This window comes from Flavobacterium lacus (assembly GCF_003268815.1).
GTDB classification, from domain to species: Bacteria; Bacteroidota; Bacteroidia; order Flavobacteriales; family Flavobacteriaceae; genus Flavobacterium; species Flavobacterium lacus.
On record NZ_QLSV01000003.1, the window covers coordinates 281,423 to 293,837 of the forward strand.

13 protein-coding genes and 1 tRNA gene are annotated in these 12,415 nt (G+C 35.7%); 9 read left to right on the forward strand and 5 right to left on the reverse strand.

Going from position 1 to position 12,415, the window contains the following annotated elements; genetic code table 11:
• Nucleotides 1–12: 12 nt before the first annotated feature.
• Nucleotides 13–606 carry a HupE/UreJ family protein gene (locus tag B0I10_RS04375; protein ID WP_112085273.1) on the reverse strand — a complete coding sequence of 198 codons (594 nt, stop codon included), beginning with the start codon at nucleotides 604–606 and terminating at the stop codon, nucleotides 13–15.
• A gap of 175 nt (nucleotides 607–781) precedes the next feature.
• Here B0I10_RS04375 and B0I10_RS04380 point away from each other — a divergent pair, with 175 nt between their 5' ends.
• Nucleotides 782–1,213 (forward strand): tellurite resistance TerB family protein, encoded by a 432-nt coding sequence (locus tag B0I10_RS04380; RefSeq protein WP_112085274.1) that lies wholly within the window; start codon nucleotides 782–784, stop codon nucleotides 1,211–1,213.
• Nucleotides 1,214–1,321: 108 nt separating this feature from the next.
• Here the strand turns inward: B0I10_RS04380 and fbp are convergent, their stop codons facing one another.
• Nucleotides 1,322–2,329 (reverse strand): class 1 fructose-bisphosphatase, encoded by a 1,008-nt coding sequence (gene fbp / locus B0I10_RS04385; RefSeq protein ID WP_112085275.1) that lies wholly within the window; start codon nucleotides 2,327–2,329, stop codon nucleotides 1,322–1,324.
• A 271-nt stretch (nucleotides 2,330–2,600) separates the two neighbouring features.
• On the opposite strand from fbp, the gene B0I10_RS04390 reads away from it, so the two are divergent.
• The 3 genes from B0I10_RS04390 to B0I10_RS04400 all read left to right on the forward strand — a co-directional run bounded on the left by B0I10_RS04390 (nucleotide 2,601) and on the right by B0I10_RS04400 (nucleotide 5,126).
• The gene (locus B0I10_RS04390) at nucleotides 2,601–3,071 is read left to right on the forward strand and encodes a GNAT family N-acetyltransferase (RefSeq protein WP_112085276.1); all 471 of its coding nucleotides are present in this window, start codon (nucleotides 2,601–2,603) and stop codon (nucleotides 3,069–3,071) included.
• A gap of 44 nt (nucleotides 3,072–3,115) precedes the next feature.
• Nucleotides 3,116–4,369: an aspartate kinase gene (locus tag B0I10_RS04395; protein WP_112085277.1), complete on the forward strand. Its 1,254-nt coding sequence runs from the start codon at nucleotides 3,116–3,118 to the stop codon at nucleotides 4,367–4,369.
• Nucleotides 4,370–4,550: 181 nt separating this feature from the next.
• Nucleotides 4,551–5,126, forward strand: coding sequence for a fasciclin domain-containing protein (locus tag B0I10_RS04400; RefSeq protein ID WP_112085278.1), 576 nt, complete (start codon nucleotides 4,551–4,553; stop codon nucleotides 5,124–5,126).
• 107 nt (nucleotides 5,127–5,233) lie between these two features.
• On the opposite strand, the gene B0I10_RS04405 is transcribed toward B0I10_RS04400, so the two are convergent.
• Complete coding sequence (locus B0I10_RS04405; protein WP_112085279.1) at nucleotides 5,234–5,905, reverse strand: glycosyltransferase family 2 protein; 672 nt, start codon at nucleotides 5,903–5,905, stop codon at nucleotides 5,234–5,236.
• A 151-nt stretch (nucleotides 5,906–6,056) separates the two neighbouring features.
• Here B0I10_RS04405 and B0I10_RS04410 point away from each other — a divergent pair, with 151 nt between their 5' ends.
• From B0I10_RS04410 to B0I10_RS04420, 3 genes are all read left to right on the forward strand, one after another.
• Nucleotides 6,057–6,395 (forward strand): DUF202 domain-containing protein, encoded by a 339-nt coding sequence (locus tag B0I10_RS04410; protein ID WP_245942948.1) that lies wholly within the window; start codon nucleotides 6,057–6,059, stop codon nucleotides 6,393–6,395.
• A gap of 240 nt (nucleotides 6,396–6,635) precedes the next feature.
• The gene (locus B0I10_RS04415; protein ID WP_112085280.1) at nucleotides 6,636–10,043 is read left to right on the forward strand and encodes a hypothetical protein; all 3,408 of its coding nucleotides are present in this window, start codon (nucleotides 6,636–6,638) and stop codon (nucleotides 10,041–10,043) included.
• A gap of 70 nt (nucleotides 10,044–10,113) precedes the next feature.
• A complete protein-coding gene (locus B0I10_RS04420) occupies nucleotides 10,114–10,698 on the forward strand; it encodes a hypothetical protein (RefSeq protein ID WP_112085281.1) in 585 nt (194 codons plus the stop codon).
• Between the two features lie 139 nt (nucleotides 10,699–10,837).
• Here B0I10_RS04420 and B0I10_RS04425 read toward each other — a convergent pair whose 3' ends face one another.
• Together B0I10_RS04425 and B0I10_RS04430 are read right to left on the reverse strand one after the other, a co-directional pair.
• Nucleotides 10,838–11,299, reverse strand: coding sequence for a hypothetical protein (locus B0I10_RS04425; protein ID WP_112085282.1), 462 nt, complete (start codon nucleotides 11,297–11,299; stop codon nucleotides 10,838–10,840).
• A 214-nt stretch (nucleotides 11,300–11,513) separates the two neighbouring features.
• A tRNA-Ala gene (locus B0I10_RS04430) sits at nucleotides 11,514–11,587 on the reverse strand.
• A gap of 117 nt (nucleotides 11,588–11,704) precedes the next feature.
• On the opposite strand from B0I10_RS04430, the gene B0I10_RS15620 reads away from it, so the two are divergent.
• Together B0I10_RS15620 and B0I10_RS04435 are read left to right on the forward strand one after the other, a co-directional pair.
• On the forward strand, nucleotides 11,705–11,881 hold the full coding sequence (locus B0I10_RS15620) for a hypothetical protein (RefSeq protein ID WP_181456888.1): 177 nt from the start codon (nucleotides 11,705–11,707) through the stop codon (nucleotides 11,879–11,881).
• Nucleotides 11,882–11,914: 33 nt separating this feature from the next.
• Nucleotides 11,915–12,367 (forward strand): 6-pyruvoyl trahydropterin synthase family protein, encoded by a 453-nt coding sequence (locus tag B0I10_RS04435; RefSeq protein WP_112085283.1) that lies wholly within the window; start codon nucleotides 11,915–11,917, stop codon nucleotides 12,365–12,367.
• The last annotated feature ends 48 nt before the right edge of the window (nucleotides 12,368–12,415 follow it).

Below are 12,415 nucleotides of genomic sequence, written 5' to 3' on the forward strand. Positions count from 1 at the left end.
CGTTGTATTATATTATCCTCTCCAAAGGTCGCTACCAATAATCATCGGAAGAACTACTCCGATTACAAAAGACGACATCACCAATGTCCAATCCCGCTTTGAAAAACGGAAAAATGTTTGAACAATATACGACAAAAGTAAAACAATAAATACAACTATAATTTGAGCGACTTCGATTCCGAGTGCAAATTCTAAAAGCGGGACTAATTTATCAACATTTTCGCCCGGTAAAATGGACTTAAAATAGTTTGAAAAACCCAATCCGTGAATAATTCCGAAAAATAATGTCACAAAAGCGACAAAGGTTATGCTTTCTTTTTTTCCTGATTTTCCGGCGGTAAAAAGATGGAAAAGGGCTGTAATTAAAATAGTAATCGGAATCATAAATTCAACCAAACTGGCTTTAATAATGACCACTTCAAAAACGGAAAGTACAAGAGCCAATGTATGACCTAATGTAAAAAGCGAAACTAAAATAAGTACTCTTTTCCAATCTTTAAAAGTATATGGAACCGTTAACGCGATGAGAAAAAGCACATGGTCATAACCGTCTATATCAAGAACGTGTTGAAGACCAATGTTAAAATACAACCAAAATTCAGACATAGATAATAGATTTAAAATTTAGGGAATTCAAACTTACGATTTATTTTGAAACTGCTAATCTTGAAACCTTTAAATTGATGTTAAAGAAACGCTTTTCATGAAAAGAAAAATAGGGATTTCTTTTAAAAAAATTAGAAATAGAATTATATTTGCATAACCAATTTAATACAAACATATGTCAATTTCAGAATTATTCGATAGCGGATTTAAAAACAGAAATAAAGGTCATTTTTCAGCCATTGTTCGTGTCGCTTTGAGCGATGGTAACATAACATCAGAAGAAAAGGCGTTTATTGATAAACTTGCCAAAAACTTGGAGATTTCTAAAGATGAATATGAAGAAATCATGGAAAACCCAATGAAATATTCTATCAATCCACCATATCTTTATATTCACCGTTTAGAGCGATTGTATGATTTGGCTAGAATGGTTTATGCTGACCATGTTTTGGGACCAAAGCAAAAAGAACTTTTAACAAAGTTTGCCTTATCGTTAGGATTTACACCCGGAAACGTGAATTATATTGTTGATAAAGCCCTTTCGCTGTTGGAGCATAATGTAGATTTGGATACGTTTTTGTTTGAGATGCAAAATATGAATAAATAAACGAAAAGCCTCAAAATTTTGAAAATGCCCCAAAAAGTTACACACTATTTGGGGCATTTTTTAGCGAAAGAAAGGTAGGATTAGTTTAAACTTTTAAGCCATTAAAATTTATTTATACTTCGCCATAAATTCTTCTGCCTTTTCTACCATTTTTCGGCTACCACAAAAGAAAGGAACGCGTTGATGCAATTCGGTGGGCTGAAGTTCCATAATACGATTGAAACCGTCAGATGCTTTTCCGCCGGATTGTTCGGCTAAGAAAGCCATTGGGTTACATTCGTATAACAAACGAAGTTTACCATTGGGAGCTTTTGAACTCGTTGGATAAATGTAAATTCCACCTTTAATCATATTTCTGTGAAAATCGGAAACCAAACTTCCGATGTAACGGGAAGTGTACGGACGATCTTCTTCTTCTAACTGACAATATTTTAGATAATCTTTTACGCCTTGCGGAAAATGAACATAGTTTCCTTCATTTATCGAGTAGATATTTCCTGATTCGGAATAACGCATATTTGGATGGGAAAGGTAAAATGTACCAATCGCCGGGTTTAACGTAAATCCGTTTACACCGTGACCTGTGGTATAAACCAACATTGTTGATGTTCCATAAATTACATATCCTGCGGCTACTTGACTCACACCGGGTTGAAGAAAATCTTCGATTGCGACCGGAGTTCCCATTGGAGTTTTACGTCGGTAAACGGAGAAAATTGTTCCCACCGAAACGTTTACATCGATATTAGATGAACCGTCTAATGGATCCATTAAAACCACATATTTGTTGTTATGACAGTTGTCGCTGCCGGCAACGGTGATGAAGTCATCGTTTTCTTCGGAGGCAATTCCGCACGCAATTTCTCGGTTGATAAGGGTTTGAATAAAGACTTCGTTGGCATAAACATCTAACTTTTGTTGGTCTTCGCCTTGAATGTTTTGTTCGCCTGCCGCTCCAACGATATCGACCAATCCGGCTTTGTTTACTTTGTAGTTCACTACTTTGGCCGCTAGTCGGATGGAGTTGATGATGCGTGATAATTCTCCGGTTGAATATTGAAATTCTTCTTGCTTTTCGATGATGAACTCACCTAGTGTTTTGTTTCTCTCTTCCATTACGAAAACGTTGTAGTTGTATTAGTGGCACAAATATCGAAATTTTTGTGATACAAATCAGATTATTATTTTGTTATCTTAAAGAATTGTATTTTTGTGCACGATTAATAGCCCTGACAGTAGCGGAAAGCACGCAGCAACAGAGCTTTAAAAGGCTTGAAGCGTCAAAGCGACCAACGGAAGCTCTTGACGGTTTATAGCATTTTTAGCTTTGTGGCGATCCCGATAGCTATCGGGATGTAGCGGATGGCAGGAATAGCTTCCAATAAAAATGAACATCAGAAAAGGAGAAATAAACGATATGCCCGTTGTTTTGAAGTTGATTCAAGAGCTTGCCGTTTTTGAGAAAGAACCCGATGCAGTAGTCGTTACGGTGGCCGATTTAGAACGTGATGGTTTTGGAGAAAAGCCACTTTTTCAAACGTTTGTGGCCGAATTGAATGGCGAAATCATTGGAATGGCGTTGTATTATTATCGGTATTCAACTTGGAAAGGGAAGACGATTCATTTGGAAGATTTGATTGTGAAGGAAGCTCATCGTGGCACTGGAGCGGGTTTGGCTCTTTACACCGAAATTATGAAGCAAGGCAAGAAAGACGCGGTGCGACGCATTGAATGGAATGTGCTGGATTGGAATGAACCGGCGATTCGGTTTTATGAAAAATCGGGTGCGAAGGTGTTGGATGATTGGCGAGTGGTGCAGATGGATGAAGAGGGAATCGAAAAATTTTTGAAAAAATAACTAATTGACTAATTGCCACATTGGCAAATTGACTAATTGAACTCATGAAAATATTCAAATTTGGAGGTGCATCAGTGAAAGATGCCGAAGGTGTAAAAAACGTATTGTCTGTGCTACAAAAAGTGGGACACGAAGATGTGTTACTTGTGATTTCTGCCATGGGAAAAACCACCAACGCGTTGGAAGTCGTGATTAAGCATTACTTTGAAAAATCGCCCGAATTGAAAGCTTCTATTCAGGAAGTACGAAAGTACCATAACCAGATTTTGTTGGAGTTGTTTGAAGATGATAAACATCCGGTTTTTAGAGCGGTGAACGTTCATTTTGAGGAATTGGATTATTTTTTGAGCCACAACAAATCGCCTAATTACAACTTTGTGTATGATCAGGTGGTGAGCTATGGTGAAATTATTTCGACGACGATTGTGAGTCACTATTTCAACCATTGCAACATGAAAAACAATTGGTTGGATGTTCGTCAGTTTATAAAAACCGATGCGACCTATCGTGATGCGATTGTGGATTGGGAGCAAACGCATAAGTTGATTTCAAAAAATGTAAAGAAAAAAGCGTTGAACATTACGCAAGGTTTCTTGGGTTCGGATGAAAATAATTTCACCACCACGTTAGGCCGCGAAGGCTCGGACTATACAGCAGCTATTTTTGCGTATTGTTTGAATGCCGAAAGTGTCACCATTTGGAAAGATGTTCCGGGAGTGTTGAATGCAGACCCAAGGTATTTTGAGAATGCTGTTTTGCTGAATCAAATTTCGTATCGTGAGGCGATTGAGTTGGCGTTTTACGGAGCTTCTGTCATTCACCCGAAAACATTGCAGCCTTTGCAAAGAAAGGAAATTCCGCTATTTGTTAAATCATTTATCAATCCGCTTTTGCCGGGCACTAGAGTGTATAAAGGTGCTGATTTGGAACCGCAAACGTCCTGCTTTATTGTAAAAAAAAATCAGTTATTGATTTCGCTTTCGTCGATTGATTTTTCGTTTATTATGGAGGAAAACATCAGCGAGATTTTTGCGTTGTTTCACGATTATAAAATAAAAGTAAGTTTGATTCAAAATACGGCGATTAGCTTTTCGGTTTGTATCGAAGATAAATTTGGAAACTTTCCGGAGTTGAAAAAGATTCTTTCCAAAAAATTTAAAGTTTCGTATAACGAAAATGTTTCGCTCTATACGATTCGTCATTTTACTGAAAAAGCGGCTCAGATGGTAGAGGAGAACAAAACGGTTTTAGTGAAACAGATTAGCCGAGAGACGTTGCAGGTGGTGGCAAAAGAGTAGTTTCATGTTTCAAGTTGCGGTTTTCCCCAATCTTGTCATGCCAACGGAGGAGGCATCTCACAAAGTTTGGTTAACGGATAAAAACGATAACAGCTAAAATTTGTTTAATCTTTTGTTAAAAAAATTAAACAAAGATTTAAAACGGGTATCTTTACATTCTAATTAATTAAAAAAAATAAAAATGAAACTAATTAAATCATTGACCATTTTATCATTAACAGGTCTTATTTTTGCCTCTTGTGGTGAAGCCAAAAAGGAAGAAGTTACGGAAGAAGTAGTAACAGTAGAAGAACCAGCAGAAGTCATTGAAACTCCAAACATTGTTGGTGTAGCTTCTGGAAACGCTGATTTCAGCACTTTAGTAACGGCTGTTGGAGCAGCGGAATTAGTTGAAACATTAAGTAGCGATGGGCCATTTACTGTTTTTGCTCCAACTAATGCAGCTTTTGAAAAACTTCCTGCAGGAACCGTAGAAACATTATTAAAGCCGGAGAGTAAAGACAAATTAATAGCCGTGTTAACGTACCATGTTGTAGCCGGAAAGTTTGAAGCTGCTCAAGTAATTGAGGCTATTAACGCCAATAACGGTAAGTTTGAAGTAGCTACTGTTCAAGGCGGAAAAATAACTTTGAGTTTGGTGGACGGTAAAGTAGTTTTAACTGATGCCAATGGAGGAAAATCAATTGTAGTAATTGCAGATGTTGCCGCTTCAAATGGTGTGATTCACGCCATTGATACTGTGGTAATGCCAAAATAATAAAGGTTATTATTTTTTCTTAAAAGAGCTGTTTTGCATTAAAACAGCTCTTTTTTTATTGAATTTAATGAAAGAAACAGAAGTAAAAATTATCAAATAAAGTAAAGTTAGTGCAAATTTCCATCAAACGGAATACAGTACTTTTCCTTTTCCGGGGGTCCGCCCCATTTTTGAATATAATATCTTCGGTTTTTGAAAAAACTTTCATTGAGTTTAGGATTTTTTTCAATCGACATCGAATTTCTAAAAATAACCGGATTAAGTTTTTCAGTATAAACCATATTCATATCCAGCAGTTTCATACGGTAATGGGCATCATTATCTTCAAAATAAGCAGGAAAAATATTCTCATCAAACTTTCCAAATTCTTTCCAAGCCTGAACAGTAAGAATATAGGCACTCCATTGTTGGTAAGAATTAATAAAGTGCATGTTTTTCCAAATTTGTAAAACAGATTGAATTTGTGTTTCCGTTTTGCCTAAATAAACATCATCGTTAAGCATTAACACATGTGTAGCTCCATTATTGTCAGCAAATTCCATGAGTAAATTCCAACTTTTGGCTACACCTAAATTGGCTTCCGGTCGAAGAATTTCAAAGTTATGATTGCGAGAAATGATTTCCTGATTCCCATTATCGCAAATCACAATAGGAGTTTCGTTGAAATCTTTAAAATATTTAGCTAAAGTTTCGTTCAATAAATCTGCTCGGTTGATGGTTGGGATAGCTACCACAAAGCGAATGGGTTCTTTTTTTAACGAAACAAACGGTTTATACATTTTGGCTTTTATTACAAACCAAAAATAGTGAAATGAACTGTAAAATACCAAGCGATAAAATACCAAATCTAAAATTTTATTTTTGTTTCATTCGATAAAATAAGGTTTTATACTTAACTTTATATTCAATCCAAAATAGATTTTCCTTACTATGGCAATGAATATTAAAAGAATCTTTAGTTTTTCCAGCAAATTTGAAAATCGGGACGAAATCATTCTCCGCGATTATTTGGCGATGGAAAGAACCAAGTTAGCCAACGAAAGAACCTTGCTTTCTTACATAAGATCATCACTTTACTTATTATTAGGTGGGATTGCTATCATTCAATTAGAAGGTTTTGAAAGCATCAAATTTATTGGCTACATCTCATTGGGATTAACGATAATATTGGTAATTATAGGTATTTATCGCTTTCAAAAGCTAAACCGCCAACTGAAAAATTATTATAGTCAAATTGAATTGATGATTAAAGAAAAAAAAGAGTCATAGTTTTTAAAGAACGTGTAAGCACAAACAAAAATGTTTTAATTTATTGTAATTGAAGATTGTAACCTTATGGTGCTCTTTCTTTTTATAAAATATGAATTCGGTTTTTATATTTCTATTGCTAGCAATTTCTTTTATAAAAACCAGCATTTATTTAGAGAACGTATTCCAATTATAAACATATTAACCCACATTTTTAACCTTTAAAAATACTACTTTTGGGTTTTTAGAGTTACTATAACTATGTTGAAAAATTGCTTTTTAGGGATGTTGTTGCTTATGGTTTCCGGGTTGTGGGCTCAGGAAAGCGAAACACCTTATAAAAAGAAAAAAATTACCGTTTCAACCGATACGATTTCCCTGGAAAAAGTGAGTATTAACAAGTCGTTTTTTAAAGTTTTAGATGGAAATGACAACCCAATCGATACCGCTTTTTATACCGTAAATTTCCAAAAAGGAACACTTGTTTTCAAAAACAAGTATCAATCCAACGACACATTGACCGTTCGATACCTTACTTTCCCGGAATATTTAACCAAAACATATAGCATTTATGACGAAAGTAAAGTCGTTCCAAATGCCAGGGGAAACGGGCAATTGTACTCACTTTCCAAAGACCGTGTCAACAATTTTAAACCGTTTGACGGACTCACCACATCGGGAAGTATCACACGAGGTGTAACCATTGGAAACAACCAAAATGCAGTAGTTAATTCAAATCTAGATTTGCAAATTGCTGGAAAATTGTCGGATAAAGTGAGTTTGCGAGCTTCCATTCAAGATAGCAATATTCCCTTGCAGGAAGGTGGATATTCTCAAAAATTAGATGAATTTGATCAGATTTTTATCGAATTATATTCCGACAAATGGAACATTCGAGCCGGTGATTTATTTTTGGAAAACCGACAATCTCGCTTTTTAAATTTCAACAAAAAAGTGCAAGGTTTATCCACCCAATTTCGTTTGGGCGAAGAAGGAAACAAAACCACCCTTTTCGCCTCCGCAGCTCTTGTTCGAGGGCAATATGCCAAAAGCACTTTTGTGGGCCAAGAAGGAAACCAGGGGCCGTATAAACTGCGGGGCAACAACGGCGAATTATATGTACTTGTGATTTCGGGTTCTGAGCGAGTTTTTGTGAATGGTATTTTGCTACAACGCGGTGAAAATAATCACTACACCATCGATTATAATGCTGGAGAAGTTACGTTTACTTCCCTTTTTCCCATCAATTCCGAAATGCGAATTAACATTGAATATCAATATTCCGACCGAAGTTTCACCCGTTTTGTCACTTATGGCGGTGCAACGCATGAACGCGAAAAATGGAGTATCGGCGGATTTATTTATTCTGAAAACGACGTCAAAAATCAACCTTTGCAACAAGATTTATCCGAGGAACAAGTTGAAATTTTAAAAAATGCGGGAGACAATATCAATTTGATGAATGCTCCCTCTGCCTATATTGATACCTATTCTGAAAATAAGATTTTATATCGAAAAATACTGATTTCCGGTGTGGAAGTATTTGAGTTTTCCAACAATCCGGAAGAAGTTTTATACAACGTTCGTTTTTCATTGGTGGGCAATAACCAAGGAAATTACATCTTAGCCAACAACCAAGCTGTTGGTAGAATTTACAACTATGTAGAGCCTATCGGCGGCATTCCGCAAGGAAATTATGAACCTATTATTCGCCTGATTGCACCTACCAAAATCCAGATTGCTACGTTGATGGGAAAATACAATCCGACTGACAAAACAACTATTGATTTTGAAGTTGGAATCAGCAATAATGATTTGAATTTATATTCCAATTTAGATAATGATGATAACCAAGGAATTGCAGGAAGATTGAACGCTAACCAACGACTGTTCACCAAAAACTGGACGTTAGATGCGTTTGCGAATGTGCAATTTGTACAAAAAGATTTTAGAACCATTGAACGTTTATTTACGATTGAGTTTGACCGCGATTGGAACCTAACTTCTCCAACCGGAAATCAAAGTTTGGTTGTTTCCGGACTTCGATGGAATCATCCTGAAAAAGGGTTTGCTAATTATCAACTGGAAAAATTGGATTTTTCAGATAATTTCTCTGGTACTCGTCATGTCTTAAATGGTCGTTTGCGTCACAAAAACTGGACAATTACAAACAACAGCAGTTTGATGAAAAGTGATGGTTCATTCGCCAATTCCACTTTTGCCCGAAGCGAAACACAAGTAAAATATGATTGGAAAAAAAATTGGGTCGGTGGCAGTCTACGCTTGGAAGACAACAGCGAAAAAATTGTAGCCACCAATACTTTTTCCCCACTCAGTCAACGCTTTTTAGAATACGGCGGATTTGTTGGACGAGGCGATTCTACCAAAGTATATATGGAAGTAGGCTATTTACATCGTGTGAACGACAGTTTACAAAACGGTTTTGTGCAACGGGTGAATCGTTCACATTCTTATTATTTAAAATCGAGATTATTACAAACCGAAAAAAGCGATTTAAGTGTTTTTATCAATTACAGAAACCTTCAATTTGAAGATGCTTCCCGACCAAACGAACCATCATTGAATTCCCGAATTTTGTATAACGATCGTTTTTTTAAACAATTATTGTTGCTCACCACAGCCTATGAAACGGCTTCCGGAACCTTACCACAACAAGAATTTACGTATTTGGAAGTGGAGCCTGGTCAAGGTGTTTTTATGTGGAATGATTACAACGGTAATGGCATTCAAGAATTGCAAGAATTTGAAATTGCTCCTTTTCCAGACCAAGCCAAATATGTTCGCGTGTTTTTGCCTAATCAAGTATTTATCAAAACCCATCAAAACAAATTTTCGCTTTCGCTTACGCTGAATCCGTCCGTTTGGCAGAATGATAAGGGATTTAAGAAATTATTATCCTATTTCTATAATCAAACTTCGTTTTTAATTGATCGGAAGATTGAACGTAATTCGGATAATTTCAACCTTAACCCGTTTGAACGCGATGAATCGGAGTTATTGGGATTGAACTCGAGTTTTATGAATAGTTTCTTTTATAACCGAGGGAAACAAAATCATTCGGTTACTTATTCCATTTTAAACAGTAGAACCAAAAATTTGCTTTCCATCGGTTCACAAGAAAATAAAAATTTGGCTCATCAAGTGCAATATGCTCATTTGTTAAAAAAGAGTTGGTTGTTTGCCTTATCGGGAAAAACGTTTACCACCGAAAGTAGTTCTGATAATTTTCCGGCTAGAAATTTTGATATTTTAGGCTATCAAATTGCACCCAAAGTGAGTTATTTATTTTCTAAAAACACCAGTTTGGATGTGTTTTATGAAATTCAAAACAAAGAAAATCAGTTGGGTAATAGCGAAACGTTGAATCAGAGTAGGTTAGGCACTTCATTCACGTATGCGGGTGAAAAAAAAATTACGATGAACGGAGAATTTTCGCTTTATAACAATGAGTTTACAGGCGATGCCTTATCGGCAGTAGGTTTTCAAATGTTGGAAGGACTTCAGCCCGGAAGAAACCAAACGTGGCGATTGTTAGTCCAAAAAAACCTGACACAATATTTAGATGTGAATGTGAATTACCAAGGGAGAAAAAGTGAAACGAGTGATACAATTCACACCGGAAGTGTTCAGTTACGGGCTTATTTTTAAACCAATTTGTTAAAATAAAAGCCAATCCTAATTTAAATTATTATATTTGATATTGAAAAAAATCAATGTTATGCAATCAAAATCACTATTACTTTTCCTTTTGGGGAGTTCACTTTTCTTTACATCATGTAAAAATACAGAGGAAGCATCCGCTCCAACGGAACAAAAAACAGAAACAACTGCTGCCGAAACGCCTGCAACAAATGATGTTTCGAATATTACCACAACTCCGGCCCCGGCAGCTACACAAACAGCAACTCAGGCAGGACAGCCTCCTAAATTAAATCCGCCACACGGACAACCTTTTCACAAATGCGAAATTGCGGTGGGTGCACCTTTGGATGGTTCAGCTCCAGCACAAGGAACAACGCCTGCAACGGTAGAGCAAAATGCACCGAAATCATTTTTCAAAACGGTTCAAAGCGAGCAACAAGCGAATCCGGCTCCGGCTGTCGCATCTACTCCTGCACCTAGCCCCCAAGCAACTCAAATCACCTCTAAAGATAAAGAAGGTGTTGTTCGAGATGCAAACTCAAAAACCACGATTACTACGACAACTAATTCCAATACACCCAAGCCAAAGAATAATCCGGCTCATGGTCAACCGCATCACCGTTGTGATGTAAAAGTAGGAGATCCGTTGCCGGATGCGTAATTAGGTATTGTTTACTTATTAATGATAAACAATGTTTTGCTTTAAAATAGAAATTCAATTTGTTCAAAAAAAAACTCCGCAAGTGCTAACTTAGCGGAGTTTTTCTGTTAATATTTGTGAAGTAGTAGTGAATTCAGAATTAAAAACTTTCTGAAATTTTAAATAAGCCTTTAAGATTCTCCTCTTTTTCTTTATAAACTACTGGAACACTGTGGTTGCCCAAACTAAATTCTTTAATTTCAGTTTGCGACAATCTTAGGTACAATTCCTCACTTAAAATAACGTTTCCATTCAAAAAAAAATTCTTCATGTTTGAAGTAGAGCAATTAACTTCAAGATTATCAAAACGCAATACTTCCCCATCCGAAAGAGTTAAATAAATACCTTTTGTGTCGGGACACTTTTTTGCTTCTGTTTTTAAAATCAAACTAATTTCATTCACCGTAGAAGATTTGTATTTAGAAATTACAATAGAACTGTTTTCATGCATTAATTCAGCTTCATAATCGTTTTGATACAAAGGGTCTCTCTGCTCTTTTGCAGATTGGCTGAAACATGCAAAATTCATAAAAAGAAAAAGAAGGATAAAATTAAATTTCATTTTTTACTATTTTAAATGTTAATTAACAAACAAATCTTGAATAATTTATTGAAAATTAAAACGAATGTAAGGTGTTTTTATTGTAGAAGAATCACGTTGTTTAAAATACTTAATTTTAATGTGGTATATTTTCTTAAATTCATAAGAAATAAAAATCCTTAGAAAGTAAAAAACCGTAACTATCATATTTACTGATACTTACGGTTTTGATAAGTGGAGAAGATGGGGCTCGAACCCACGACCTCTTGGCTGCCAGCCAAACGCTCTAGCCAACTGAGCTACATCCCCTAGGCGGTGGCAAATTTAATTAAATTTATTATAAATCACATGATTTACTTTTTAATTTTTTAAAAGGTTGATTTTACCTATTAATTCTTAATTTTGTGTTGTATAATTAAAATATAAATGAAAAGTTTACTGGTGCTAGTTCAAACTGTTGATTTAAAAGAGAAACTTGAAAATGCTCCCGATGATTCCTACCAAATTGGTTTAATTATTGGGTCTTTTGTCCCTTTTGTGGCATTAGTTGCAATTGCCTATTGGATGTATTATGCCGCTAAAAAAAGAGAAAATAACCAGTAGCATTCCTTATCTTTGTTCCGAAATTTAAGTGCAATGGCAAAAATTAGAATTACCAAACAATTTAGTTTTGAAACCGGGCATGCGTTGTACGGCTATGATGGAAAATGTAAAAACGTGCATGGGCACAGTTATAAACTTTCTGTTACGGTTATCGGAACTCCAATTATGGATAATACAAATGTAAAATTTGGGATGGTCATCGATTTTGGTGATTTGAAAAAAATTGTGAAAGAGGAAATCGTTGATTTGTTTGATCATGCTACCGTTTTTAATCAAAACACGCCACATATTGAATTGGCTCATGAGCTTAAAAATCGTGATCACCACGTCATTTTGGTTGATTACCAACCCACCAGCGAAAACATGGTGATTGATTTTGCAGAGAAAATTAAAAATCGTCTTCCGGATTCAATCAAACTACATTCCTTAAAGCTTCAGGAAACGGAAACTTCTTTCGCAGAATGGTTTGCATCAGACAATGTATAATGGTTTTACATTCCTGTGGTTCATAAAGATTAAATTCAAATACTTACT

Coding starts and splice junctions, on each gene's coding strand:
- B0I10_RS04415 (WP_112085280.1), top strand. CDS start 6,636: ATGTTGAAAAATTGCTTTTTAGGGATGTTGTTGCTTATGGTTTCCGGG.
- B0I10_RS04375 (WP_112085273.1), bottom strand. CDS start 606: ATGTCTGAATTTTGGTTGTATTTTAACATTGGTCTTCAACACGTTCTT.
- B0I10_RS04425 (WP_112085282.1), bottom strand. CDS start 11,299: ATGAAATTTAATTTTATCCTTCTTTTTCTTTTTATGAATTTTGCATGT.
- fbp (WP_112085275.1), bottom strand. CDS start 2,329: ATGGAAGAGAGAAACAAAACACTAGGTGAGTTCATCATCGAAAAGCAA.
- B0I10_RS04390 (WP_112085276.1), top strand. CDS start 2,601: ATGAACATCAGAAAAGGAGAAATAAACGATATGCCCGTTGTTTTGAAG.
- B0I10_RS04405 (WP_112085279.1), bottom strand. CDS start 5,905: ATGTATAAACCGTTTGTTTCGTTAAAAAAAGAACCCATTCGCTTTGTG.
- B0I10_RS04380 (WP_112085274.1), top strand. CDS start 782: ATGTCAATTTCAGAATTATTCGATAGCGGATTTAAAAACAGAAATAAA.
- B0I10_RS04435 (WP_112085283.1), top strand. CDS start 11,915: ATGGCAAAAATTAGAATTACCAAACAATTTAGTTTTGAAACCGGGCAT.
- B0I10_RS04395 (WP_112085277.1), top strand. CDS start 3,116: ATGAAAATATTCAAATTTGGAGGTGCATCAGTGAAAGATGCCGAAGGT.
- B0I10_RS04410 (WP_245942948.1), top strand. CDS start 6,057: ATGGCAATGAATATTAAAAGAATCTTTAGTTTTTCCAGCAAATTTGAA.
- B0I10_RS04400 (WP_112085278.1), top strand. CDS start 4,551: ATGAAACTAATTAAATCATTGACCATTTTATCATTAACAGGTCTTATT.
- B0I10_RS15620 (WP_181456888.1), top strand. CDS start 11,705: ATGAAAAGTTTACTGGTGCTAGTTCAAACTGTTGATTTAAAAGAGAAA.
- B0I10_RS04420 (WP_112085281.1), top strand. CDS start 10,114: ATGCAATCAAAATCACTATTACTTTTCCTTTTGGGGAGTTCACTTTTC.